We start from the raw sequence: 25,909 nt of genomic DNA on the forward strand, positions 1-25,909 counted from the left end.
AAAATAAAATTCTTGTAACCTCTTTTTAAAACTTGTCGTCATAAGCTATGAACAGATTAAAATTAATCAATTAAAAAACAAACATTATGATAACCAGTTTACTTATCAACAGCTCAGACGACGCGGCAGAATTATTAATCCCTATTAGTTTTTTTCTAGTCGTCTTTGGAATTATTTACTTGTACTTTTCAACCAGAAACAAAGAACGTTTAGCACTTATAGAAAAAGGTGCAGATGCTAGTATTTTTAATATTGGCAAACGCGGCTCATCATGGAAAGTCGTAGTCATTAATTTTGCGTTTTTATTAATGGGTATAGGTTTAGGTACTTTTTTAGCTGCACTAATTGATACTTATACCAATCTTGAAGAAGGTGCCATGGCAGCTGTAATTTTCTTTATGGCTGGTATAGGACTTTACGTTGGATACTTACAGACCAAAAAAGATTTAGACAATTAACAATCAACCCAATTAAAAGCCGTTATCATAGCATCTGATAACGGCTTTTTTTGTCTAGAGCTGAAATAAATTAAAAGTAGAATATGATTTAGAAATAGGAGTTGAAGCATTTTAAATCTCGATTATCGAGCAAAAAATGTATCTTTAAAAACTATGCTGAAACAACTTAACCTTATTATACTCTTTGCCATTGTATTGCAAAGCCATGCCCAAATTTCTATTGTAGATGCCGAATCCAAACTTCCTGTATCCTACGCATCAATATCTTTTGGAAATGGTAACGGCATCGTTGCTGATGATGAAGGAATTTTTGTTTTTACAAAAAAGCTTTATCCAGACATTGACTCTTTATACATCTCCGCATTGGGCTACAAAGAATTAGCTATAACGGTAGAAGAATTAGAACCTCAGCTTTTTTTACATCCGCAAGCCGACGAACTAGATGAAGTCGTTATCGGTGTAAAAATAGATAGAACAAAAGACAAGAAATACAAAACCGAAAGTCTTAAACCTTATCTCGATGATGACTATTATAAATGTTGGCTACCAACTATAGAATCCGAGATTGCCGTGTATTTCCCAAATGAGGATGACAGACTCAAACGCATAGCTAAAGTTAAATTTCCTATTGCTTTAGAATCTAAAGATTGGAAAAACAGAAAAAAAGCTAATAAAGAAAAGAAGAAATTCTCTACACTTTTTAAAGTGAATCTTTACGAAAATCTTAACGGTAAACCTGGCCGAAATCTTAATACTGAAACCATAGTTTTTAGAGCTACTGAACAAGATGGCGATTATCACGAGTTAGACATAGAGGAACAAAACATTTTAATACCAGAAGAAGGTGTTTTTATTTCTCTACAAGTTCTTGGTTACACAAATAAAAATGGGAAATTACTTCCCAATAAAAAGTACAAAGAAATAAAAGGACCTCAAGGCATTATAAAAATACCTACCAATTTTAGACCACTACTTCCTTTTACTGATGAAATAGATGAAAACAGAACTTATGTAAAGCGTGTGTTTATAAACGGAAATGATTGGCAAGCCTTTAAAAAAGGAAATGGTTTTCAATCTTCGCTTCTTAAAAGTGGTCTTAATAATTACGGTATTGGTATAGATTTGCATGTGTTTAAGGATTAGTTTTTTTTCAAATATAGTTTTGTGAGAATCCCAAAGAACATCCTGCCAGTTATTGTTTTTTCACAATTCTGTTGCACATCGCTTTGGTTTGCAGGCAATGCTATAATAAAAGATTTATCCTTAAATTTTAACTTAGACCAATCTGCATTAGGGCAACTCACTTCAGCTGTTCAGATTGGTTTTATTCTCGGCACTTTTCTGTTTGCACTTTTGACTATTACCGATAGATTTTCTGCATCTAAAGTGTTTTTCATTTCTGCTTTGATTGCTGGATTCATCAATCTTGGATGTCTTATTCAAACTAATACTTTGATTTCGCTTGTATTCATTCGATTTGCAACTGGATTTTTCTTGGCGGGCATCTATCCTGTTGGGATGAAAATAGCTTCAGATTATTTTAAGGACGGATTAGGTAAGTCATTGAGTTATCTCGTTGGCGCTTTGGTCTTAGGCACTGCCTTTCCGCATATATTAAATACAGACTTTCTAGAATTAGATTGGAAAACAATTATTATTTCCACTTCAGTACTGTCTGCTGTTGGAGGCTCATTAATACTTACATTAGTTCCTATTGGGCCTTACTCTAAAAAAGCTACTCGTTTTGATGCTAAAAAGATTTTTAAAGTCTTTAAAAACAAGGCTTTTAAATCTGCTGCATTTGGCTACTTTGGTCATATGTGGGAGTTATACACCTTTTGGGCATTTACTCCTGTTTTGCTAAGTACACATCAAGATATACATTTGGATAAGAACTTTAATATTCCGCTCTTTTCATTTTTAATTATTGCCGCAGGAAGCCTTGGATGTATTATCGGTGGAAAGATGGCCTTTAAGTATAGCACTAAGTCAATAGCAAAACTAGCATTAGTAATATCAGGCTGCTGTTGCTTACTCTCTCCTATTTTCTTATCAATTAATTCTCAAATTATCTTTATTATTTTTTTAATGATATGGGGAATGGCGGTCATTGCAGATTCGCCATTGTTTTCAACATTAGTTGCGCAAAACGCAGATTCTGACTCTAGGGGAACTGCGCTTACTATTGTCAATTGTATTGGCTTTGCCATCACCATAGTAAGCATTTTAATTTTTAATACAGCATTAGAGAGTTTCAAACCTCAGTACCTTTTTATGCTACTTGCACTCGGCCCGATATTTGGTCTGTTTCATTTAAGAAAAAGTGTTTAATCTACAATTTCAAAATCGAAATAGGTATTTGGATACGGTTCACCTCTGAGAGTAAAGTGCCACCATTCTTTTGGATAATTTCTAAACCCATTCTTGATCATTACTGCTTGTAATGTCTGGCGATTGGTTTTTTGCTCCTCAGTAATATTATTATAATCTACCCAAGATTGTTCACCAAAAAAATCATACGGGCTCCCCATGTCTAAAGGCACTCCTGTTTCACCATTAACAATGGTTAAATCTACTGTACTTCCGCGACTATGTCCCGATTTACTAGCTATATAACCCTCTTTAAATAAATGGCGCTTATTGACATTGGGGTAAAACTCCGATTTCATTATGGTATCGTTAATCTGCCTTGCCCAACGCACAAAGTGGTTAACTGCACGTTGTGGACGATATCCATCATACACCTTAAGACATAGGTTTTGTAGATGCAATTCATCCTGCACCACTTTCAGTTGTTGCGCTGCAACTTTTGTAAGGTATAAGGTATTAGACTTATACCCTTCTATAGTATCTCCAACAAAATTATTAGCAGAATAATATCTAAGCTCTACATTTAAATCAGGTATAACCTGTTTTACTCTCACAAAACTATTTGGGATAGTTTCCTTTTGCTTCATTGCACAGATGCTTACAACAAGAAGGAGAAGAATTGTAGTATTTTTGTAAAGCTTCATTAATGCTAATTTAGATAAAAATATTCATGGACTTATTTTCTGAAGAAAAACAAGTATTACAGCTGCCAGGTGCGGAGTTGGTATATTATCCTAATTTTTGCGCTAAACCAGAGGCCGATTTACTTTTTAACAGCCTAAAAACTTCAACCAACTGGCAGGAAGATGACATTAAACTATTTGGAAAAGTCTACAAGCAACCGAGGCTAACTGCTTTGTATGGAGAAAGTAACAAACCTTACTCCTATTCAAGTATCACAATGTATCCACAATCTTTTCCTGAAAACATAAAATCTCTTAAAACTAAAATAGAAACCATTTCGCAAGAAAAATTCAACACCGTTTTACTTAATCTTTACCGAGATGGAAACGATAGCAATGGATGGCATGCCGATAACGAAAAAGAATTAGGTAAACATCCTGTGATAGCTTCTCTAACCTTAGGAGAAGAACGACCGTTTCATTTTAAACATCGAAGAATCAAAGAACAGCGTCATAAAATTATTTTAGAACATGGAAGTCTCCTAATAATGAAAGCCCCTATGCAAGAACATTGGCTTCATCAAATCGCAAAAACAAAGAGAAAAATCGGAGAACGAATAAACCTTACCTTCAGAAATATTATTAATAACTAAAGTCTATAAAATGAAAAACCGAGATCCCTCAATCTCGGTTTTCCTAATTTGCTTTGATTTTATGCTAGTAGATTCAGGGTTTCTAAAGCCAACAACATAATGCAAATATTTAATTAATTAATCCATTGAACTAAAAACTAATTTAGTACACAACAAATATATAAGCAGAAATGAATTAACACGATTAAAAACTTAATTTATCGATGAAATACACTAAATTTTAACATTTATCTATAAAAAACATCATTTAGTCGATGAAATACACGAAATTACTCTTAAGGAAATTAAAATTATGGTATACATATTCCTATGAAATTCCGTTATCAATATATAGTATCTTTGCCATGAATTAATACTTATTAATGTATGAAGCCTATATTTTACCTATTAAGTTTCTTAATATTCAGTCTTAGTTTTAGCCAAAATGAAGCTTTCACCGAAACCGAAGTTGCCATTTCTGACATTATAGACGGTAGTTTAGTCGTCCCAAAAACCTCTGAGAAAACTGATTTAGTTATTATCATCGCAGGCTCAGGTCCTACGAATAGAAATGGAAATCAAAATTTCTTAAAAAGCAATAACCTGAAAAAACTAGCATATGCTCTAGCAGATGCTAACATTTCTTCTTTTAGATACGACAAACGTATTGTAAAACAGATTAAAACTGGTAAGGTAGATGTAAAGTCTATGCGGTTTGAAGATTTTGTAGCTGATGCTAAAGATGTAGTGGCGCACTTTAAGAACAAAGATGAGTTTTCTAAAATCTATATCGCTGGTCATAGTCAAGGAAGTTTAGTTGGTTTATTAGCCGTTGACAACAATGTTGATGGATTTATTTCTTTAGCTGGTGCAGGACAAAACATAGGTGATGTAATTGTAGACCAAATAAATAATACAGCGAGACAGTTTGTAGAAGATACAAAAAAGGTAGTCGCTAAATTAAAAGAAGGTAAAACAACCAGTGACTATCCATCTGCGTTGGGAGCAATGTTTAATATGGAAACACAACCCTTTATGATTTCTTGGATGACATATAATCCAACAGAGGTTATTGCGGAAGTAAATATTCCAATATTAATAATTAACGGAACAAAAGATTTACAAGTTTCAGTTGAAGAAGCCAATCTTTTGGCCAAAGCAAATAAAAATACAGAGCTTCATATTATAGAAAATATGAATCATGTATTATTTACTATTGAAGGTGATACTTTAGAAAATTCAAAATCTTATAATGAGTCTTTTAGAGAACTCAATCCAGAACTCATAGAAACTATAGTCGCATTTATTAAAAAACAAGACTAGAATTGTTTTCAAAATCGTATTAATTAAAAAAGCCGTTTCAAATTTGAAACGGCTTCTTTACTAACTAACCAACCAATCGTAATGAAAGCGTTTGTAGTATCGTCGGTAACCAGCCGACTTTCGCATTTTTCATTACACTTTTATAAAAGCAAATGCCGTGCCAAACTTTATTTTTAAATAAAAAATATAATTAGTGTAACAATATAAATTATTTGGCTACTAATATTTTAAATTATATCTTTATGATATCATTTTAATATCATATTAAATCAACTATTAAAATATTAAACCATGAAAGAAGAAAAAATCATTGTCCCTGCTAACGGTTACCTTATGTTATTTGTGTTCTTAGTCCTATTTTTTGGGAGCATAGCGCTTATACCAATCTATCAAACACCGTGGCCAGTTATTGGTATTGTTGCAGCATTAATTATTGCCTTTGGGTTTTTAATGGTACAACCTAATGGCTCTCGTGTACTCTTACTATTCGGAAAGTATGTGGGTACTGTAAAAAAGAACGGTTACTACTGGGTAAATCCATTTTATACCAAAAAGAAAATATCGCTTCGCGCCAGCAACTTTGATAGTGAGCGCTTAAAGGTAAATGACAAATTAGGAAACCCAGTTATGATTAGCACCATACTCGTATGGCGTGTACAAAATACCTACAAAGCAGCTTTTGATGTTGATAATTACGAAAACTTTGTCCGTGTACAAACAGATGCTGCAGTACGTAAACTAGCTAGTATGTATCCTTACGATAATTTTGCCGATGAGGGACATGATGAAGATATTACTCTTCGTTCTAGTGTTAATGAGGTAAGCAATGCCTTAGAAAAAGAAATCGACGAGCGTTTATCCATCGCTGGCATCGAAGTATTAGAAGCACGTATTGGCTACTTAGCTTACGCTCAAGAAATCGCAAATGCAATGCTTAAACGCCAACAAGCCACTGCTATTGTAGCAGCAAGACATAAAATTGTAGAAGGCGCAGTGAGCATGGTAGAAATGGCAATAGAAGAGCTTAATAAAAAGAACGTTGTTGATTTAGACGAAGAACGCAAAGCAGCTATGGTGAGTAACCTTATGGTTGTTCTTTGTGGAGATAAGGATGCATCTCCAGTTGTTAATACAGGAACTTTAAGTCACTAGTAATGAACAAAAACCAGATATATAGCATTGCCATTGGCAGTGCTATGGGTTCAAGTATAGGAACCACAATAGGTGCAGTAACAGGCAATATTGCTATGAGTTTAATTTATGGCTCTATTATAGGTACAATTATCGGTGTTGTTATTGCTATGGTAGTTTTCAAAAATTCTGAAGACTAGAAATAAAAAACATTAAATAATGAAAGAATATAAAGTTGTACACCTAAAATTAGGATGGAAAAACCGCCTTCAAGCTTTAGAAGAGATACTTAATCAATATGCACGTGAAGGTTGGATAGTCAAAGAAATGGGACATAGTTGGACAAGTGCCATATTAGAAAGAGATAAAAACAGATAAAAATGAAAATTTTTAAAGAAGAACAACGCTTTACCCAATTATGGTTAATTATACTATTACTTTTTAGTATAGTTGTTCCTGTGGCTATCATTTTGAACCAAACAGATAAAATGACAACCTCTGAAATCATTATTTCATTATCTGTAATTATTCTAGCACCAGCAATCATATTTCTTTTTAAGCTCAATACTAGGATAGATGAGAGAGGTATTCATTATCGTTTTGTTCCGTTTCATTTAAAGCATCGCTTTATTCCTTGGAATGAAATTTCTAAAGCCTATACAAGAACCTACGACCCCATAGGAGAATATGGCGGCTGGGGAATTAAAGGTGGTTCTCTTTGGAATAAATCCAAAGGCATTGCCATTAATGTAAAAGGCGATGTTGGCATTCAGTTAGAACTCACTAATGGTAAAAAAATACTAATAGGAACGCAAAAGAAAGCACAAGCCGAAAGCACCTTAGAAAACTATAAACACAAATTAGTATGAAAAAAATTAACTTCATTTTATTTGCTTTAAGCTTTGCATTGAGCTACAGTCAAAATATTGTTTCAGAAGATATCTTAATCAAAAATGACAGCATAGATCTACCTGGCACTCTTAGTTATGATAAAAGTATAGTGCAACAACCCTTAATTATTTTTATTCATGGCTCAGGGAATATAGACCGAAACGGCAATGCATTTGGTGCGCCCGGAAAATCAGACTCTGTAAAACAACTTTCAGAGGCGTTAAACAAAGAAGGCATAGCGTTCTATCGCTATGATAAACGAAGCGCTAATATGAAGAATTTAAGACTCATCATGAAAGAGGGCGTTAACCTCAATGATTTTGTAGATGATGCCAAATTAGCTATACAAAAATTTAAAGATGATAAACGTTTCTCTACCATAACAGTCATTGGTCATAGCCAAGGAAGTTTAATTGGCATGCTATTGTTAGATGCAGGCGTTAACAAGTATATTTCTCTTGCAGGTCCATCCAATACGATTGACAAAACTATAACCGAGCAAGTGAGGATGCAGAATGGAGATTCTATTGCATCTCTCGTAAGCAATCATTTTAAAGAACTAAAGGAAACTGGTAGAATAGAAAACGTAGACCCAAACTTATTACTGTTTTTTAACAAAACCAATCAAGGTTTCTTTAAGTCTTGGATTGCTTATGACCCAATTGAGGAAATGGCTAAGGTTAATAAACCTACACTAATTATTAACGGCACCAAAGACATTCAGGTTTTTGAAGCAGATGCTAAAGCTCTACATCAAGCTAATCCTAAAGCGAAACTGGTTATTATTGAAAACATGAATCATGCTTTAAAAACTATAACAAAAGACGAGGATAACTTAAAATCTTATAATACACCGGATTTTCCATTATCTGAAGACTTGGTAAAAGCAATTACAACATTTGTAAAAAAATAAATCATGGCTAAGAAAAAAGCATTTGCATTACGACTCAATGAAGATATGCTAAAGGCTATTGAAAAATGGGCTGCGGACGAATTTCGCAGCACCAATGGCCAAATAGAATGGATGCTCATGCAATATCTTAAGGAGCACAAACGCCAACCAAAGAAAAAAGAAAATGAGTGACTTTTACAGTCACTTTTTTTGTGTTTCAATTTTTGTATTTTGCAATACAAACTAACTGACTAAATGGAAAATCATCCTTTAATTACAAACGACGCTATCGTATTTGGACTCCTAATGCTATCATTAGGTTTTGTTTTTTACACAGAATCAATTAAAACTGGCTTTTGGAGTAAGTTTTACAAAATTGTACCTGGCTTATTTATGGCTTATATGATTCCTGCAGTTTTAACAACAACAGGACTTATAGCTCCAGATTGGGAAACGACTTCCGCAACTGGAGAAACAGTAAAAGGTAGCTCTAGTCTCTACTACATGTCAAGTCGGTATTTATTACCAGCAGCCTTGGTTTTAATGACGCTTAGTATTGATTTAAAAGCTGTTTTTAATTTAGGCTGGAAAGCCTTAGTGATGTTTTTTGCTGGCACACTCGGTATTGTTATTGGTGGACCAATAGCTATCTTATTAATCGCCACAGTATCTCCAGAAACCGTTGGAGGAGTTGGTGCAGATGCCGTATGGAGAGGCCTTTCTACATTAGCTGGTAGCTGGATTGGTGGAGGAGCTAACCAAACAGCAATGCTAGAGATTTACGGTTATAATCAGAAACTCTATGGCGGAATGGTATTCGTAGATATCGTCGTTGCTAATATCTGGATGGCCTTAATATTAATAGGAATTGGCAAACGTAACCGTTTTAATAAATGGCTTAAAGCAGACACAAAAGCTATTGAAGATTTAAAAGATAAAGTATCTCAGTTTTCAGAAAGTGTAAAACGAAATCCATCTCTAGCAGATATTATGATTATTGCTGCCATTGCTTTTGGTGCGGTAAGTTTTGCGCATCTAGCTTCGGATTATTTAGCACCTTATTTTGATACGGTTGTAAGCAATATCGAAAATCCTACAACCCGAAATGTATTTACGTTCTTAGGTTCAAAATTCTTTTGGATGATTAGTATTGCTACTTTAATAGCCATTGCACTCTCCTACACAAAAGCTAGAAATTACGAAGGTGCTGGTGCAAGTAAATTTGGTAGTGTATTTATCTACATATTAGTTGCAACCATTGGTATGAAAATGGATTTAGCACTCATATTCGACAATATGGGACTCATTGCTATTGGTGTGGTTTGGATGACTATACATGCGCTATTACTCATTGTTGTAGCCAAATTGATTAAAGCACCTTACTTTTTCTTAGCCGTAGGAAGTCAAGCCAATGTTGGTGGTGCTGCGTCTGCACCTATTGTGGCATCTGCTTTTCATCCATCATTAGCAACTGTTGGTGTACTCTTAGCCGTATTTGGCTATGCCGTTGGAACCATTGCCGCAATTGGCTGTACCATTTTAATGCAAATTGCTGCTGGTGCTTAGTTGTTTTTTTAAACTAAAATTAGATATTTGCCACGCAAAAAATATACAGAATGACTAAGCTTCAAAAACTATTATTTTCAACCGTTATCGCTATCTTTTTATTCTCTTGTGGAGAGGATACATCAAGCAACTTTACCTTAAAAGGGTATGTAAAAGATTTAAAAAAGGGTGTAGTTTACCTGCAAAAAGAGGAAGGCGAATCTATTATAGATTTAGACTCCGTTGTCATTAAAGGTGAACCCAACTTTACGTTACAAACCAATATTGAAGAACCTATAGTACTCTATTTAAGATTGCAAAAAAATGATAGTAAAGAGCATTACATTCCGTTTTTTGCTGATAAAGGAACGACCGAAATTAATACGACCTTAAAACGCTTTACAAGCGATGCAAAAATTAAAGGTTCTAAGCAACAAGTGCTTTTAGAAGAGTACTTGAATTTGATGTCTGATTTTAGAGATAATAACTTGGAGCTTATTAAAGCCAACTTTGAAGCTGCGAAGCGCAATGATACCATTACTTCAGATTCTTTAGCGAGACGCTCTAACCGATTGCTAAAGCTTAAATATGCATCTACAATAAACTTTGCACTAAGCCATAACGATAGCGAAGTTGCACCTTATTTAGCTTTATATGAAATCCCAAATGCTAGCGCAAAATATCTAGATAGTATTTATGGTAATCTTACAGATGAAGTGAAGCAATCTTACTACGGTAAAACTTTAGGAAAAGCCTTAAGCGATTTTAAAAAAGCGCAAGACAGTATTAAATAAGCGCTTCTTTTCTTTTCTTGACTTTATGCTTTTAAAAGTCTAACTTCGTTTAACATCCGATATAATTCATTACCAACGAACCATATCTTATCGTTGTGCGTCATTTGCGCATTGATAGAAAAATAAAATAATAATCTAAAATAAGCTACTATGGCAAGAATGAATCCGTACCTTTATTTTAATGGTAATTGTGAAGAAGCTTTCAACTTTTATGAAGGAGTTTTTGGGAAAAAAGTCTCATACATTGGACGCTATAAAGATGTTCCGAAAAGAGACAGGCACATTTTCAAAGAAACTGACGAAAATAAAATAATGCACGTCACTTTGGATATTAGTGAAGAAACAAGTTTGAATGGAGCTGACTATACTGAAGGTTATGAAGAATCAAAAGGGTATAGCAACTTTGGTCTTATCATACATGCAGATGGTAAAGATGAAGCTGACAGGTTATATAATGAACTTTCTAAAGGTGGACAACAAACATTACCTATGCACGTTACATTCTGGGAATCTTATTATGGCAATTGCATTGACAAATTTGGCATTATGTGGAAGGTTACTACGTAATTAAAAGAATAAAAAATTCATCGGATTAACAAAAAACGAACGCACAACAATGGCTATAATTCATTGTGGTTTTGTGCCACACCAAAATAAAAGTATAAATCAAATGGCTGGATTTCGGCGGAATAATCCTGCGGATGATTCCACAACGAAATCATAGCCGAAACCGTTAAACGATACTCTGCAATATTGTACATAAAAAAAGTCTAACAAATTAATGTTAGACTTTAAAATTTAAGAGCCGATGGAGGGACTCGAACCCACGACCTGCTGATTACAAATCAGCTGCTCTAGCCAGCTGAGCTACATCGGCAAAAACAGTTCGCAAATTTAAATTAGATTTTTAAACCTGCAAATCAATTTTATTTTAATTTATTTATTTTTTCAATAAGTGCTCTACCTTTATCTTCAAGCTCTTGATTAATAGCCTTAAAATGCGCTTTTTTATCTTCTGCGCTTCTATCATTAACCTTTACGATTAAGTCATCAAAAGTTGCAATTGCTTCATCTATAATTGCATTGCTTTCTTTAGTTGGCTTTTCTGCATTTGCCAATTCCCAAACATAAACCGCTTCGATAATATCACCTAAAACGTAGTTGATGTCTTTCTTTAAATCTCTTTTATTTGCCATGATAATTTATTTATGGGACAAAAGTAATAAATCCCTTCAATTAGTAATCTTTTTTTAGAAAAAGATGTGCTATACATACACCTCTAAAACTTCAGCATGAGAAGCCTTTAAAGCATAGTTTTTTATCGCTGCTGGCAGAAGGAGTGTTTCTCCTTCCTTTAGGGTTTCAACACCATGAGAAGTGCTTATTTGCATTTTGCCATCAACACAGATGTAAATGATAAACGAATCGAAATTATTTTCTTTTTGCACTTCTGAATCTAGCTTGATGAAGTTGGTTGTAAAGTATTGGCAACTCACCATAGGATTAGACTGATTTAGGGTTTTGTTGTATTCTACCCTAAAATCATCCTTCATATTAAAATCTATGGCGTCTATAGCCAAATCGTTGTGCAACTCACGGGCATTACCTTGGTCATCTACCCTATCCCAATCGTAAACCCGATAGGTAATATCACTCGTTTGCTGAATCTCGGCCAGTAGCACTCCTGCACCAATAGCATGAACGCGACCTACCTCAATAAAATAAGTATCTCCTTTTTTTACCTTATCGAAATTTAAAATCTCGGTAAGCGTTTTATCTTCTAGATGATGAAGGTATTTTTCTGGTGTTACTTTCTGATTAAAACCTACAATAAGATTAGCATCTTCATCGGCTTGCATGACATACCACATTTCGGTTTTACCAAAAGAATTATGGCGTTCTGCCGCTAATCTATCATTTGGATGCAACTGAATGCTTAAATCTTGCTTAGCATCGATAAACTTTATGAGTAATGGAAATTGATTTCCAAATTGCTGGTAATTCTTTTCGCCTACCAAGTCGGAATTATAATCTTTTAAAAGGTCTTTTAAAGACTGTCCTTTTAATGCTCCATTAATAACAACAGAAGTATCACCCTCTACATCACTAATTTCCCAGCTCTCTCCTACTTGATTAGAAGTTGAAGCTTTGTTAAGGTGCTTAACTAGTTTTTGTCCTCCCCAAATTTTATCTTTAAGAATGGGATTGAACTTTAATGGATATAATGGTTTTTGCATTTACTCACCTGAATATTTTACAAAGTTACGAGGAGTTTCGTAAAGTGTAACTTCTAAATCAAATTTAGCATCTAATTTAGCCTTCAGTTTATTGTAAATCACAACCACAATATTCTCTGCTGTAGGGTTTAAATCTTGAAATTCTGGGACTTCAACATTTAAGTTTTTATGATCAAAAGCATCTTCAACTTCAGATTTAATGAGGTCTTTTAGAATTTTTACATCAATAACATAACCCGTTTCTGGGTCTATATTACCAGTAACACTAGCTATAAGCTCATAATTATGTCCATGAAAGTTTGGGTTATTGCATTTACCAAAAACCGCATCATTTTTCTCGAAGCTCCAATCTTTTCTGTATAATCTATGCGCTGCATTAAAATGTGCGCGTCTACTTACGGTTACTCTCATTTATTAATATTAATGTGTTCGTAAAACTTTTCGAAAATAATTTTAAACCAAGCCGTATAATTTTCTGGATGTTGTAAAATATCTTCTTTTACATCGTCTAGAAGCATCCATTTCCAATCGGCAACTTCATCTGGATTAATTTTAGGGGAATCCTCGTAATAACCAACCATAATATGGTCTAGCTCGTGTTCTGTTAGGCCATTATCAAAAGGCGCTTTGTATATAAAGGACGTTGTTTCTTCTAGTTCTGTGACAAAACCCATTTCTTCCTTTAGACGCCTTTTTCCTGCTTCTACATTAGTTTCTCCATCTCTTTGGTGACTACAGCAGGTATTTGTCCAAAGTCCCGGTGAGTGGTATTTATGCAAGGCACGCTGCTGTAGCATTAACTCGTTTTTTGCATTGAAAACAAAAACGGAAAACGCACGATGCAATACAGCTTTTTCATGAGCTTCCATTTTGGGCATTAAACCGATTTGTTCGTCGTTTTCGTTGACTAAAATGACTTGTTCTTCATTCATGAGGCTAAATTACAATCAAATGTTAAGAAAATTTATAAGGTTTTCATAAAAAAATAGCCGCTTCATTTTGAAACGGCTAAATCAAATTAAAATTCTAAAGGATTTACTCCTCGCAATTTTTCCCTTTGAACGAAGTGATTATAAACTCACTACGTCTATTTTTTTGATGTTGTAGTTCTGTACATTCTGATGTATCAATAGTATCGCATCCGCAATCATTAACTAATTGTGATTCTCCATAACCTTTCGCCGTTAATCGTGTTGGGTCGATACCACTCTTCACCAAATATTTAAGTGTTGCTTGTGCTCTATTTTCTGATAATTTTTGGTTGTATTCATCAGCTGCTCTACAGTCTGTATGACTTCTAATATCTAGCGTCATTGATGGATACTCTACCAGAACTGCTAATACTTTCTGTAATTGAAGCTCTGCGACGTATGTAATATCGTATTTATCTAAATCGAAATAGATTAAAGGAATATTAAGCGCTTTTGCTAAATCATCGCAAGGTTGTATTGCAATTTCTACTGGTGATAATCCAATGTCAAGGTTTAGTTCTAAACTAGCGTCGTTAGTATCGAAACGTTTTTCTTCGACACTATATTTTTCTTTAGAACCTCTTACTAAATATTGCTTGTCACAATCTACATTAAACATAAATGCTGCATCGCTTCCTACTATTACACGCTCCAATTCGTTTCCAGAGCCGTCTTTTAACACAACAATTGCTCCAGGCAGTAAAGCTCCAGACTGTTTATCTCTAACATTACCTTTAACTACTTGTTTGCATTCGCCTAGATTAAAGCTGTAAATATCATCGTCTCCCTTACCTCCAGTTCTATTGGACGAGAAGAATCCGTTTTCCTTTTCTACATTCTCGTAAAACGCAAAGTCGTCTGCATTGCTATTAAATGGTCCACCAATATTTGTAACAACATAATTATCCGTGACGTTATCTGCTATTTTTTGGTCTGCACTGCGTACCACAAAAATATCGTAACCTCCAAGCCCAGGAAGTCCCTTTGTAGAATAATACAAATCACCTTCACTATTTACAAATGGAAACGAATCTGGTCCTTCAGTATTAATAGAGGCTCCTAAATTACGTGGTGTTGCCAATGAACCATCTTCATTTATGTCAACGACCCAAATATCCGAATCTCCAACTGTTCCTTCCATATCTGAAGCAAAGTAAAGTCGCGTACCTTCTTTATTAATTGTTGGGTGTGCCACACTGTATTCATCACTATTAAAGTGAACAGATTTTATTTCACCCCAGTTACCATTTACGTCTTTAGAAACTCTAAATAATTTTAATCTGTTTACACCTTTTTCATCTTTCTTTACACGATTACGATAATAATTATTTCTTGTAAAGAACATTGTATTACCGTCTGGCATAAAAGCAGCACTCGATTCATGAAACTTAGTATTTATTTTAGAGTTGTAATCTGAAACTTCTGAATACTCTCCATCATTGTAGCTATAAACCTTAAATAAGTCTAAGTAAGGTTGTCCGTTCCACTGGTACTTTATTTCATCATTATTTCTTGCAGAAGCAAAAACCAAATTACCATCGTAAACAGCTGTACCAAAATCTGAATATTCTGAGTTAAAATCTAAGTTATTAACTTCGATATTAGCTTTAGAGTTTTCCTCAATTTGATTTCTGTAATCTCTCCTTGCAATAAATGATTTTGCTCTGGAGTCTGATGGATTTAATTCATTAAATTTCTCCATCCACTTATCTGATGCTTCGTAATTCTTAGCCCCTTTTAGAGCTAAAGCGTATCTAAAATAGTATTCAGAATCTACATCTGTTGTTAACTTAAAAAGCTCTCCATACCAACGCGCAGCTTCTTTCATTTTATTTTGAAAATAGAATGAATTAGCCAATTGTTGAAGCATTTCTGGACTTCTATAACCGTTCTCTGCAACACTCAAAAGAACATTGCTTGTTTTTACATAAGCAAACTCGTTATAATCATCCTTTACGCTTTTAACTTTAGACTCTTGGCTATTAGCCATAAAACAGCCTTGAACAAAAACAATAGCTAGTATATATTTTAATAGTGTTTTCATAGTCTGTATTTTAGAAGAAACGTGGAGATAATATTTTGCCTAATTGCTGCAATTCGAATCTTAATATTAATTCGTGCGTACCACTGTTATAATTATTTAAGTCTGATGTTGTTAAGTCATAACCGTATCCGATATACAATCCTTTTGTTACCTGAAATCCTGCTAAAGCAGAAATAGAGTCATCCCACCTCCATGCTAGACCTAGAGTAAGTGTATCATCAAACAAGGCATTTGCTGAAATGTCTGCAATTAATGGCGCTCCAGAAACAGCTTTTACTAAGAATGCTGGTTTTAATTTAACATTGTCATTTAAGTTAAAGACATAGCCACCTGTCAAGAAAAAATGCATGCGTTCTGTTGCTAAAGATTCTTGAAAATCATCGTAATGATCTGTTGTTAAAAAATTTGGTGCTGAAAGGCCAACATACCAATTTCGGTTACTCAAATACAGCCCCGCGCCTATAATTAAGGCGTTCTGGCTAATATTTTCATTAAATACTACATCAGGATTTTGAAACTGCCCTTTACTCCAATCCGTACTGATATTATGCCAACCTGCCTTTACACCAAAAGAAAGCTTAGTATTATTATCATTTATTGGAAAAGTATAAGAAAAATTTGCATCTACAAATGACTCTCTTGCTGGTCCTAAAGCATCTGTAACCACATTTAATCCTAAGGCTAATCTTTCGTTACGCAATGGCGAATGAATACCTAGAGATTGCGTTTGCGGTGCTCCCTCGACACCCACCCATTGGGAACGATGGAGTCCTACAATACTTAATGTTTCTCTTTGTCCTGCATAAGCTGGATTAATACTCAATGTATTATACATATAGTGCGTATACTGTGGATCTTGCTGCCCGTAAGTGTCAGTTGGTATTAACGCAAGTGCTAAAACTACAACTAAGCTTAGTAATGATGATTTATTTATCATATTTTTCATTTTTCAGTATTGTTTTATCTATTAATATATAACCATCCAACTCTCGGCTCGCTTCCATCACCTAAGTCAAGAACATAATAATATGTACCTACCGGTAATAAGTCTGAGGCATTAACAACCGAACGTCCATTTGATCGACCATCGAATGTATTGTTATAACCATTCATGCTATAAACAATATTACCCCATCTGTTATATATTTCTAGTTTATTATTTGGGAATTGATCTATACAATTAATTACAAATGTTTCATTTACTCCATCACCATTTGGAGAAAACTCATTAAAAATAGTTAAACATCCTAATGATAATACAGTTGGGTCGTCAGAAACATTCCCATCAAAATCATCTCCATCATCACTAATATCTTGAACAATAACTCCATTATTTGTTGCTATTGCTAAAGCTTCAGCAGTATTAGATATACCGCCAGCATTTACAGCTTCTGGAGTTATTACATAAGTGGCTGTATATATTGCTATCTCCCCAGGAACTAAATTTCCTTGAGAACTACCTAGAGTAGAGTCAACATATAGAGGTCCTGTTGTTAAACTTAGTGGATTACCTGTTATGTCTGTAAATGTGTCAACAATATCTAAACCATTTAATACTACATTTCCAGTATTCTCGACTTCTATCGTAAAGGTAACTGTATCACCAACATTTTCTCCTGTAGTGACAAACGTTTTAGTTACTTCTAATTCTGGCCTACAAAAAACCGTAGTGGTTATTGGCAAAGTGATGTCTGTACTAACAAAGTCACATGGGTCAAGTGGGTCTGTACCAGAGTTCATTTCATCACCATTAGTCACACCATCACCATCACAATCTGCCACTAACCAATCACCTGATTGCGGTAAAGTAATATCAACCTCATTAAAATCACATGGATCATAAGGATTCGTATTATTTGGACCTGGAATACCTGTCATGTCAGGATCAACTTCAATACCGTTTATTACACCATCACCATCACAATCGGCTACATACCAATCGCTGGTCGTATCCATTAAATCTACATTAGCTAAATCACCTCCATCACATGGGTCTTCTGGGTCCGTACCATTAGATGTCTCTGTGCCATTATCTTCGCCATCACCATCACAATCTGCCAATAACCAATCACCTGTCTGTGGACCTGTTATACTTCCTGCATTGAAATCACATGGGTCGCTAGGGTCTGTAACATCTGCTATCTCATCTCCATTAGTCACACCATCACCATCACAATCAGCTAATAGATAATCTCCACTTGGTGTTAAACTTATATCTGATGCATTGAAATCACATGGGTCGTTAGGGTCAGTGCCGTCTGGACCTGGAGTGCCATCAGGGTCTACTTCTGTACCGTTTGGTACACCGTCACCATCACAATCGGCTACATACCAATCGCTGGTCGTATCCATTAAGTCTACATTAGCTAAATTACCTCCATCACATGGGTCATATGGATCTGTTCCATTAGCAGTCTCTGTACCATTATCTTCGCCATCACCATCACAGTCTTCAGCTTGCCATATAAGATTAGATGTATCTTCGTCTCCTGTTATTCCATTATCTACACAAGGATTATTTGGATCAGGGTCCATATTATTAGGAGTACCATCACCATCACAATCTGCTGTACCTAATCCATTACAAGGATCAAACGTTACCGTTACCGTTGCTGGATTTGATACATTACCCTCATCATCGGCTACCGTATAAGTAATCGGTGTTGGGTCGCTAGTGAATGTTGGCTCTGGCGTGAACACTATCTCGCCAGCTGGAGTCGTCGTCCATGTCCCTTCGCCTGGTACTGTTAATGTACTTGGGTCACCATCACCGTCTGCATCCGTTGGGTCAATAACTATTGTTGTCGGGTCTACTACATCACCATCTGTATCATTGACTGTTACAGCTACACTTACTGGACTGCCTGTCGTATTGCCTGTACTGGTATCATCTACCGCTACTGGTACATAATCTATTGTGATGGTTGCTTCATTTGAAACATTTCCATCATTATCATCTATCGTATAATTTACCGGTGTTGGGTCTTGCGTAAAACCTGCTTCTGGTGCAAAACTTACTGCGCCTGTTACTGGATTCACTTCCCAAACACCCTCGCCTGGTACCGTAAAGCCTATAACATCACCATCACCATCTAAAACAACCATAGTCTCACCGCCTGGTAATACTAAACTTACACTCGTTGGGTCTAAACTACCATCTGGATCCGCATCTACCCCATTACCATTATCTGCTATAACATCTACTGATACAGTAGCTCCTGGGGTGTTTGCTAAACTAGCATCATCCTGAGCTACTGGTGGCTGGGCGTCATACGCTACCGTTACTGTTGCCTCATTAGATGTGTTGCCATCATTATCATCTATTGTATAGGTAATTGGTGTTGGACTACCTGTAAAGCCTGGCTCTGGTGTGAACACTATCTCGCCGGCTGGAGTCGTCGTCCATGTCCCTTCGCCTGGTACTGTTAATGTACTTGGGTCACCATCACCGTCTGCATCCGTTGGGTCAATAACGATACTCGTTGGGTCTAATGTCCCATCTGGGTCATTATCATTGCCGATAACATTAACCGTTACTGGCATATTGGTCATATTACCGGTACTGGTATCATCTACAGCTACTGGTGGTTGTGGCGTAAACGTTACCGTCACCGTTGCTGGATTTGATACATTACCCTCATCATCGGCTACCGTATAAGTAATCGGTGTTGGGTCGCTAGTGAATGTTGGCTCTGGCGTGAACACTATCTCGCCAGCTGGAGTCGTCGTCCATGTCCCTTCGCCTGGTACTGTTAATGTACTTGGGTCACCATCACCGTCTGCATCCGTTGGGTCAATAACTATTGTTGTCGGGTCTACTACATCGCCATCTGTATCATTGCCTGTTACAGCTACACTTACTGGACTGCCTGTCGTATTGCCTGTACTGGTATCATCTACCGCTACTGGTACATAATCTATTGTGATGGTTGCTTCATTTGAAACATTTCCATCATTATCATCTATCGTATAATTTACCGGTGTTGGGTCTTGCGTAAAACCTGATTCTGGTGCAAAACTTACTGCGCCTGTTACGGGATTGACTTCCCAAACACCCTCGCCTGGTACCGTAAAGCCTATAACATCACCTTCACCATCTAAAACAACCATAGTCTCACCGCCTGGTAATACTAAACTTACACTCGTTGGGTCTAAACTACCATCTGGGTCCGCATCTACCCCATTACCATTATCTGCTATAACATCTACTGATACAGTAGCTCCTGGAGTGTTGGCTAAACTAGCATCATCCTGAGCTACTGGTGGAATAGGTAACTCGATAAGTATAGTAGCTACTGCGGTATCACAAATTGTTTGATTAGGGGCATTTAAGCAAATCTGATAGGTTACATTATATGTACCTGCTGGAGTTCCTGGTGGAATAGTTATGACTCCATTGTTTCCTATTGTAGTTCCTGCTGGTAAACCGTCTAAATCAGTTATAGAAATATTATTGTTAATATTACTATTGTTAGCATTGACTCCATTACTCTGATCTCTACCATTACCGTTATTTGCGAAAACACTAGGCAAAGTACCTCCTGTTGTACTATCAATAGGATTTGATGTAAAATCATCATCAATGGCATCAATTGATACTACTACAATATTTACTGTTGCTGTATCGCATACAGTTTGGTTTGGTGCATTTAAACAAATCTGATATGTTACAGTGTAACTTCCTGCTGGTGCTCCAACTGGTATATTTATCGTCCCATCTGAATTTATGGTTACTCCTGATAACCCTCCATTGTTAGTGATGCTAATATTATCATTTATATTAGCATCTGATGCAGGAATTCCGTTACTGATATCTGTTCCATTACCATTATCATCAAATACACTAGCTGTTGTTCCTCCTACTGCTGCATCTATTGGTGATGCACTAAAATCATCATTGTTAGCTAAAATTGTTGGTGTAGCAGCAACAACTATTGATACTTCTGCCGTGTCACAAATACTACTGTCTGCTTCTAAACAAATCGTGTACTCAACTGTATATGAGCCTGGTGTTGAACCTGCCGGAATATCAATTGTTCCATCTGTGTTAATTGAAACACCTGTCAAACCACCATTATTAGAAATCGTTATGGTGCCATCATCTATTAAGGCGTCCGTTGCAGGTGTTGTGCCATCTGCATCATCATTTGTGAAAACGGTTGCTGTTGTTCCGCCTGCTGTTGCATCTATTGGTGAAGCACTAAAATCATCATTATTTGCTGTAATTGTAGGACCACATCCAGCATCTGCAAGAGTTATTGTATCTCCTGAAACATTATTACAATCAGGATTAGCGGCATAACGCACGGCTATCGTGTACACACCTGGACCTGGCGTAAATACATTAGAACTTTGCCAAGGTCCAGCAGCACCATTAATACTATATTCTAAAGCTCCTCCTCCGTTATCTATAGCATTTACAGTAACACTACCTGTATTAGATGGACAAGTTGGCTGAGCAGCTGTAGTAGTTAATTCAATCGTAGGCGGTGGTGTTAAGAAAAATGGGTCATAAACAATAAATACTTTACCGTCACCACCATCTCCTCCGCCTGACGGTGCACCAGTTTGGGTTAAGCGAACTCCAAATATTGGCACATTAGGTCCTACAAATGCCGTTAATGGATAAATCGCTGCTTCAATAGACTGACCATTGTCGTTAACTTCTCCTGTACTGATATATGTAACTGGACCATCAGCACCACCTACACGATTAATAGGTCTCGGAACACCTATAAGATTGCCTGAGGCATCAATGGCCTGAACTTCCATGGTATTATTACCTCCACGTTCTGTGATAATTACATATCTATTAGATGCTGCATTTATATTATTATTAAATCTAAAATTAACATAATCTGTAGGAAGTATATTTCCGTCATTTCTGAAATAAAAGTTTAGATTACGACTTGTATTTGCAGCAATTAATTCTGGGTCAAATATGGTTGGACCATCAGTTATGTTTGCCCCATCAATACCATTTTCTATCATTCTTTGACTTCCTGCCGATGGATTTCCATAGGAGTAATCCACAAAGTCTGGGACTAATAATTCTGTGAATGGATTAGGCTCTCCACCTATTGTAATACTATTAAACTGTTTTGTTGCATCATTAGGGTCTGAACTTGGCGAATCACCCAAATCTGTAATATTGAAAGTCACATCTCCTGCAGTTAAAGGTGCTGTTGGTGCCCCAGGAGGAATTACATCAGGGCAGTTAACATCACTACACTCAAAAGGTGCGTTTACAGCTGTTGCATTTGTGAATGTACAAGCAGCGTCATCTGAAAACACCGCAGTCAATGATATTGTTTCTCCGTTTGCTGGTAAGGATACATCGTCAAACACATGGGATGTTGAGCTATCTAAAGAACCTACTGCTACTATTGCTACTGTAAGACCTGTATTGTTATTAACTATATCTAACGTGCCTGCTGCTACTGGATTGGTAAAATTTACTGTTATATCTGCAGTAAATACATCATCAGTAATATCTCCAGGTGTTGCGTTAACATCTACACAGACAGTTTCATCCGAACTCGTAATAGCTGTTATAGAGCATGGAGGTACTATACAAGCCAATGCATCCGTATCATCGGTAACTGCAGGAGCATTACCAGGGTAAGTCGCAGCTGCATCTGCCACAGTACCATCTGCATTAATTCCGCCATTAGCTATCGTTAGTGGCTCTGCATTAGTGTTTCCTGGGTTAAAAACACCACCATCACCTCCATCGGCATTAGCATCATTATAGGCTTCGTTAGCATCTGAACAGCCGTCTCCGTCTGAATCTAAATCAAAATAGTCAAAAATACCATCACCGTCAGTGTCGATAGGATTAGGTTGTATTTGCGTACAAGTAGTTGCAGGATAGCCACCTACTGGTGGTGCAGTAGCAAAACAATAATCTCTAGAACTTAAAGATCCTGCAAATGTTAAGTTAAAGCTGGAGACTTGACCATAATACCAAGTAAATAAATCTTGAGAATTGTTATTACTTACAAACGTTGTAGTTCCATTTCCATTATCAGTTATTGATGGACTGCCTTGCTGAAAAGCGTATCCTATTAATAAAGATTGTTCTAATATAACACCTTCGTTCAAATCAAAGTCATCCATGTTCAACCCAAAATTTATGGTCACTGGATTTGATGTATTCGCTTCAAAAAATTCAAAAGAAAAGATATCATTTGGATCGGCATCATTTATGGCGAAACCATTATCACCAGAACAATCAGCATTTCCAGGAGGATTAAATGAATATCCTGTAGCATTAACAGAAGTTATAATCATATCTATTAAGGTACCATCTGGTGTAGAACCAATATCCTCAAATAACATTGTTCCGCCTAAAGCTCCATTATTATTTACAGTTGCATTGGCGGCTATAAAATCATATTCAGGAAATACTCCTGTATCGTCGAAGACAGGACACGCAAAGACTTGTCCTTCATCGATGTCTGTGATGCCATCATTATCATCATCTAAATCGCAAACATTATTTATACCATCTGCATCTGGGTCGTTTGCTGTTACAGTTCCAGGAATTGCCCCATCCGTGCAAGGGTCTGGCGGAGGGCTTACTGTTAAAACACCAGATCTAACCTCATTGATACAAACATTTGCATCGTGAGTTATTTCTAAAATATAGGTTGTACCATCCAATGCAGCGGACGTTATAATATCTAAGGACTGCGTATCTGTACCAGTATAAACGGCATCGTCACTTAGTGCATTTCCTGGTGCTATGCTACCTATATACCATTGGTAATTAAGACCGGAGTCTGCATTACCTGGCGTACCATATATCGGTGTACCTGATGAATAGCTCGTCGCGCTATCTGCTGTTGTTGTGACAGTAAACGTAGCTGTATCTCCTTCTACCACAGTTTGATTACCCGGCTCTGAAGGTGCAATAGTTACCTGAGTAGCTAATGTTTCATTTCCTGTAGTGCCATTGTAACCACCCGTTGCATTGGTTCCTGTGACCTGACCATCTGTATTATAACTATATGGCGCTTCTCCTAAGATACCATCATTATCTGAATCACTTCCACCAGATTCAACAACATCATTACATCCATCATTATCACTGTCTGAGTCCAAGTAATCGAAGATTCCGTCACCATCAGTATCTATGGAACAAAAAGTTGGCTGAATGTACCTTATCGATGATGCTGCTATATGCCTGTATCTTATTTCAATTCGGCTTACTTTATCAGGAAAAAAGAAAACTATCGAACCTACTGGATCACTAGACGGATCATTTCCATTAACATTTCCATTAATTGATAAATTTTCTTGAAATTCATTTCCAGTTTGAATAATTCGACTACCAACACTTGAGATACCTTCGACCGTCAAATCATAAAGCACATTATTTTCGTCATAAACATTTATTTCATAATTCTCATTTTCATCAAAATCAGTGATTTTAAAACTTAATTTTCCGACTGGATTTGTAAATGTTGTAATTAAAGTACCTTCGAAATTACCACCACCAGTCCTTTGCAACCTTATTGCACTTCCATTTGAGCCTGCTGTATAACCATAAATCTGTCCTGTTCCTGAAACGGAAGTGATATTATATCTTACATTAGTTCCATTTAAAGGAAACTCATCGCCATCATTAACAGGAAAACCAGTTCCACTCACACCAATTGTACCGGCAATATTTGTATTATTATTACATCCTTCTTGATTATCTAAAATACCGTCGTTATCATTGTCTAAATCTGTTGCATCAGGAACACCATCCATATCAGAATCAGGTACAAATACGGTATAAGAAAGTCCCTCTAGTACTATACCGAATGGATCTGTCGAGCCATTTGTTGTATCTTCTGCAATATCATCGTAAGTAAATGTTATTTGAGAAAAAGGCGAAGTGCTAGAAATAGTTAGTTGTCCGCCTGCATCTGCTTGTGCAGAATTATCGTCAGGTGCATAAACTGTGTTTGCAGGAATAGTAGCTGCTGTGAAAGAACCGCTAGCTGCGTTTGTCGTTGTTGTTGTTAATTGAGTGAAATTTGCATCACCTAACACTTCACTACCATCGTTTACATAAGATAAACTAATTGTTCCTGCATTAACTGAAAAATTATTAAGACCTTCAAAACCTCTATCGCCGGGAGCGATATCGTTATTATTGAAAAAGCCCAAATCAAGAGTTACTGAAGAAATACTTACTGGAATACCTGATGTTGCATCTACGAATGAGATAGTGTAATTTACATCACCATTTACCACTCCCGGAGCAGGTCCGTTATGGCCGAGGCGATATCCAACGCCCAAAGCATCCGTTCCTTGTCCGTTGGCCGAGGTTAACACCACCTCAACATTATCATCTGGGGCATCAGCGGAATTAAAAACTGCAGGTGAACTCGTTCCTGCACCGAGTTGTGATGCTGTTATTGTCTGTCCAAAACTAACAAACGCCATTAAAACAATTAATAGCGTCGCTAGGTAATACTGTTTAAAACCAAGTAAGACTGTAATAAAATTACTGAAATTTGTTTTCAATACGGAAGGAATGGTAGTTTTTCCCATAATTATTATTGGTTGTTTTTCTTAAAATGATGTTGGCATAGTAATTTACATTCAAAACTGTTTTGACCGAAGGAAAAGTCAGTGAATACAGTATTTGAGAAGGTGTGTAATGATAAAGAAATCATTATAAAATTCTAAAAAGAACCATACAATCCTGCTAAAGCTGGTGTAATGATTAAATATTAATAGCTTTTTGTTAAACAAAATATGTCATAAGAACGTCACTTCAAATTAACATATTTTAACATCAGAAATTTAGCAAAAATTAATTGTATATTGTTGTAGGAATTATTCTATTCTTTTTTTAATCGATAAAACACGCATATTGTCGTTTAAATACAATACTCAATTACTTACAATAAAGCCTTATCTTTTAATGATATTACGTCATAGGAAGTTTTGTTTAAAGGATAAACTAAAAAAATGTATCAGTTTACAGTTAAAACAAT

At 36.0% G+C, this 25,909-nt stretch carries 22 protein-coding genes and 1 tRNA gene; 14 read left to right on the plus strand and 9 right to left on the minus strand.

Annotated elements, in window-relative coordinates:
* Positions 1-86 precede the first annotated feature (86 nt).
* The 3 genes from BUB95_RS00975 to BUB95_RS00985 all read left to right on the plus strand — a co-directional run bounded on the left by BUB95_RS00975 (position 87) and on the right by BUB95_RS00985 (position 2,789).
* Complete coding sequence (locus BUB95_RS00975) at positions 87-458, plus strand: DUF6249 domain-containing protein (RefSeq protein ID WP_073081824.1); 372 nt, start codon at positions 87-89, stop codon at positions 456-458.
* Positions 459-611: 153 nt separating this feature from the next.
* Entirely contained in the window at positions 612-1,601 is a 990-nt protein-coding gene (locus tag BUB95_RS00980) for a peptidase associated/transthyretin-like domain-containing protein (protein ID WP_073081827.1), read from the plus strand.
* A gap of 21 nt (positions 1,602-1,622) precedes the next feature.
* Positions 1,623-2,789, plus strand: coding sequence for an MFS transporter (locus BUB95_RS00985; protein ID WP_073081830.1), 1,167 nt, complete (start codon positions 1,623-1,625; stop codon positions 2,787-2,789).
* Here BUB95_RS00985 and BUB95_RS00990 read toward each other — a convergent pair.
* Positions 2,786-3,472, minus strand: coding sequence for a M15 family metallopeptidase (locus tag BUB95_RS00990; protein ID WP_083573289.1), 687 nt, complete (start codon positions 3,470-3,472; stop codon positions 2,786-2,788). The two genes, BUB95_RS00985 and BUB95_RS00990, sit on opposite strands and share 4 nt — an antisense overlap.
* Before the next feature lie 26 nt (positions 3,473-3,498).
* Here BUB95_RS00990 and BUB95_RS00995 point away from each other — a divergent pair, with 26 nt between their 5' ends.
* From BUB95_RS00995 to BUB95_RS01040, 11 genes are all read left to right on the plus strand, one after another.
* A complete protein-coding gene (locus BUB95_RS00995; RefSeq protein WP_073081832.1) occupies positions 3,499-4,104 on the plus strand; it encodes an alpha-ketoglutarate-dependent dioxygenase AlkB family protein in 606 nt (201 codons plus the stop codon).
* Between the two features lie 366 nt (positions 4,105-4,470).
* Positions 4,471-5,406, plus strand: a complete 936-nt coding sequence (locus tag BUB95_RS01000; RefSeq protein ID WP_073081834.1) for an alpha/beta hydrolase — start codon at positions 4,471-4,473, stop codon at positions 5,404-5,406.
* Positions 5,407-5,697: 291 nt separating this feature from the next.
* Entirely contained in the window at positions 5,698-6,558 is an 861-nt protein-coding gene (locus BUB95_RS01005) for an SPFH domain-containing protein (RefSeq protein ID WP_073081836.1), read from the plus strand.
* 2 nt (positions 6,559-6,560) lie between these two features.
* Positions 6,561-6,737, plus strand: a complete 177-nt coding sequence (locus BUB95_RS14300; RefSeq protein WP_200777194.1) for a hypothetical protein — start codon at positions 6,561-6,563, stop codon at positions 6,735-6,737.
* Positions 6,738-6,756: 19 nt separating this feature from the next.
* Positions 6,757-6,915, plus strand: a complete 159-nt coding sequence (locus tag BUB95_RS01010; RefSeq protein ID WP_073081838.1) for a DUF4177 domain-containing protein — start codon at positions 6,757-6,759, stop codon at positions 6,913-6,915.
* Between the two features lie 2 nt (positions 6,916-6,917).
* On the plus strand, positions 6,918-7,406 hold the full coding sequence (locus BUB95_RS14305; protein ID WP_200777195.1) for a hypothetical protein: 489 nt from the start codon (positions 6,918-6,920) through the stop codon (positions 7,404-7,406).
* On the plus strand, positions 7,403-8,341 hold the full coding sequence (locus tag BUB95_RS01020; protein WP_073081840.1) for an alpha/beta hydrolase: 939 nt from the start codon (positions 7,403-7,405) through the stop codon (positions 8,339-8,341). The genes BUB95_RS14305 and BUB95_RS01020 overlap by 4 nt, the downstream gene beginning before the upstream one ends.
* Before the next feature lie 3 nt (positions 8,342-8,344).
* On the plus strand, positions 8,345-8,512 hold the full coding sequence (locus BUB95_RS01025; RefSeq protein ID WP_073081842.1) for a type II toxin-antitoxin system antitoxin: 168 nt from the start codon (positions 8,345-8,347) through the stop codon (positions 8,510-8,512).
* A 63-nt stretch (positions 8,513-8,575) separates the two neighbouring features.
* Complete coding sequence (locus BUB95_RS01030) at positions 8,576-9,886, plus strand: DUF819 family protein (RefSeq protein ID WP_073081844.1); 1,311 nt, start codon at positions 8,576-8,578, stop codon at positions 9,884-9,886.
* Positions 9,887-9,936: 50 nt separating this feature from the next.
* Positions 9,937-10,659, plus strand: coding sequence for a DUF4369 domain-containing protein (locus BUB95_RS01035; RefSeq protein ID WP_073081846.1), 723 nt, complete (start codon positions 9,937-9,939; stop codon positions 10,657-10,659).
* A gap of 150 nt (positions 10,660-10,809) precedes the next feature.
* The gene (locus BUB95_RS01040) at positions 10,810-11,226 is read left to right on the plus strand and encodes a VOC family protein (protein ID WP_073081848.1); all 417 of its coding nucleotides are present in this window, start codon (positions 10,810-10,812) and stop codon (positions 11,224-11,226) included.
* A gap of 236 nt (positions 11,227-11,462) precedes the next feature.
* Here the strand turns inward: BUB95_RS01040 and BUB95_RS01045 are convergent.
* The 8 genes from BUB95_RS01045 to BUB95_RS01080 form a co-directional block, all read right to left on the minus strand.
* A tRNA-Thr gene (locus BUB95_RS01045) sits at positions 11,463-11,536 on the minus strand.
* 49 nt (positions 11,537-11,585) lie between these two features.
* Positions 11,586-11,855 carry a hypothetical protein gene (locus BUB95_RS01050; protein WP_073081850.1) on the minus strand — a complete coding sequence of 90 codons (270 nt, stop codon included), beginning with the start codon at positions 11,853-11,855 and terminating at the stop codon, positions 11,586-11,588.
* Between the two features lie 69 nt (positions 11,856-11,924).
* Positions 11,925-12,896 (minus strand): type I phosphomannose isomerase catalytic subunit, encoded by a 972-nt coding sequence (locus BUB95_RS01055; protein WP_073081852.1) that lies wholly within the window; start codon positions 12,894-12,896, stop codon positions 11,925-11,927.
* Positions 12,897-13,307, minus strand: a complete 411-nt coding sequence (locus BUB95_RS01060) for a 6-pyruvoyl trahydropterin synthase family protein (protein ID WP_073081855.1) — start codon at positions 13,305-13,307, stop codon at positions 12,897-12,899.
* Positions 13,304-13,828 carry an isopentenyl-diphosphate Delta-isomerase gene (gene idi, locus BUB95_RS01065; RefSeq protein ID WP_073081858.1) on the minus strand — a complete coding sequence of 175 codons (525 nt, stop codon included), beginning with the start codon at positions 13,826-13,828 and terminating at the stop codon, positions 13,304-13,306. The genes BUB95_RS01060 and idi overlap by 4 nt, the downstream gene beginning before the upstream one ends.
* A 103-nt stretch (positions 13,829-13,931) precedes the next feature.
* The gene (locus tag BUB95_RS01070; protein ID WP_073081860.1) at positions 13,932-15,911 is read right to left on the minus strand and encodes an OmpA family protein; all 1,980 of its coding nucleotides are present in this window, start codon (positions 15,909-15,911) and stop codon (positions 13,932-13,934) included.
* A 10-nt stretch (positions 15,912-15,921) separates the two neighbouring features.
* Positions 15,922-16,848 carry a PorP/SprF family type IX secretion system membrane protein gene (locus BUB95_RS01075; protein ID WP_143185547.1) on the minus strand — a complete coding sequence of 309 codons (927 nt, stop codon included), beginning with the start codon at positions 16,846-16,848 and terminating at the stop codon, positions 15,922-15,924.
* A gap of 23 nt (positions 16,849-16,871) precedes the next feature.
* Positions 16,872-25,460, minus strand: coding sequence for a T9SS type B sorting domain-containing protein (locus tag BUB95_RS01080; RefSeq protein ID WP_073081864.1), 8,589 nt, complete (start codon positions 25,458-25,460; stop codon positions 16,872-16,874).
* Positions 25,461-25,909: the final 449 nt, after the last annotated feature.

It is taken from the genome of Winogradskyella jejuensis, assembly GCF_900129745.1.
Taxonomy (GTDB): Bacteria; Bacteroidota; Bacteroidia; order Flavobacteriales; family Flavobacteriaceae; genus Winogradskyella; species Winogradskyella jejuensis.

Bases quoted from the DNA above. Each gene is read 5' to 3' on its own strand.
- BUB95_RS01020 (WP_073081840.1), top strand. From the start codon at position 7,403: ATGAAAAAAATTAACTTCATTTTATTTGCTTTAAGCTTTGCATTGAGC.
- BUB95_RS01005 (WP_073081836.1), top strand. From the start codon at position 5,698: ATGAAAGAAGAAAAAATCATTGTCCCTGCTAACGGTTACCTTATGTTA.
- BUB95_RS01060 (WP_073081855.1), bottom strand. From the start codon at position 13,307: ATGAGAGTAACCGTAAGTAGACGCGCACATTTTAATGCAGCGCATAGA.
- BUB95_RS01035 (WP_073081846.1), top strand. From the start codon at position 9,937: ATGACTAAGCTTCAAAAACTATTATTTTCAACCGTTATCGCTATCTTT.
- BUB95_RS01055 (WP_073081852.1), bottom strand. From the start codon at position 12,896: ATGCAAAAACCATTATATCCATTAAAGTTCAATCCCATTCTTAAAGAT.
- BUB95_RS01070 (WP_073081860.1), bottom strand. From the start codon at position 15,911: ATGAAAACACTATTAAAATATATACTAGCTATTGTTTTTGTTCAAGGC.
- BUB95_RS14300 (WP_200777194.1), top strand. From the start codon at position 6,561: ATGAACAAAAACCAGATATATAGCATTGCCATTGGCAGTGCTATGGGT.
- BUB95_RS01080 (WP_073081864.1), bottom strand. From the start codon at position 25,460: ATGGGAAAAACTACCATTCCTTCCGTATTGAAAACAAATTTCAGTAAT.
- BUB95_RS00975 (WP_073081824.1), top strand. From the start codon at position 87: ATGATAACCAGTTTACTTATCAACAGCTCAGACGACGCGGCAGAATTA.
- BUB95_RS00995 (WP_073081832.1), top strand. From the start codon at position 3,499: ATGGACTTATTTTCTGAAGAAAAACAAGTATTACAGCTGCCAGGTGCG.
- BUB95_RS01000 (WP_073081834.1), top strand. From the start codon at position 4,471: ATGAAGCCTATATTTTACCTATTAAGTTTCTTAATATTCAGTCTTAGT.
- BUB95_RS01010 (WP_073081838.1), top strand. From the start codon at position 6,757: ATGAAAGAATATAAAGTTGTACACCTAAAATTAGGATGGAAAAACCGC.
- BUB95_RS01025 (WP_073081842.1), top strand. From the start codon at position 8,345: ATGGCTAAGAAAAAAGCATTTGCATTACGACTCAATGAAGATATGCTA.
- idi (WP_073081858.1), bottom strand. From the start codon at position 13,828: ATGAATGAAGAACAAGTCATTTTAGTCAACGAAAACGACGAACAAATC.
- BUB95_RS01075 (WP_143185547.1), bottom strand. From the start codon at position 16,848: ATGATAAATAAATCATCATTACTAAGCTTAGTTGTAGTTTTAGCACTT.
- BUB95_RS01030 (WP_073081844.1), top strand. From the start codon at position 8,576: ATGGAAAATCATCCTTTAATTACAAACGACGCTATCGTATTTGGACTC.
- BUB95_RS00980 (WP_073081827.1), top strand. From the start codon at position 612: ATGCTGAAACAACTTAACCTTATTATACTCTTTGCCATTGTATTGCAA.
- BUB95_RS00990 (WP_083573289.1), bottom strand. From the start codon at position 3,472: ATGAAGCTTTACAAAAATACTACAATTCTTCTCCTTCTTGTTGTAAGC.
- BUB95_RS01040 (WP_073081848.1), top strand. From the start codon at position 10,810: ATGGCAAGAATGAATCCGTACCTTTATTTTAATGGTAATTGTGAAGAA.
- BUB95_RS01050 (WP_073081850.1), bottom strand. From the start codon at position 11,855: ATGGCAAATAAAAGAGATTTAAAGAAAGACATCAACTACGTTTTAGGT.
- BUB95_RS14305 (WP_200777195.1), top strand. From the start codon at position 6,918: ATGAAAATTTTTAAAGAAGAACAACGCTTTACCCAATTATGGTTAATT.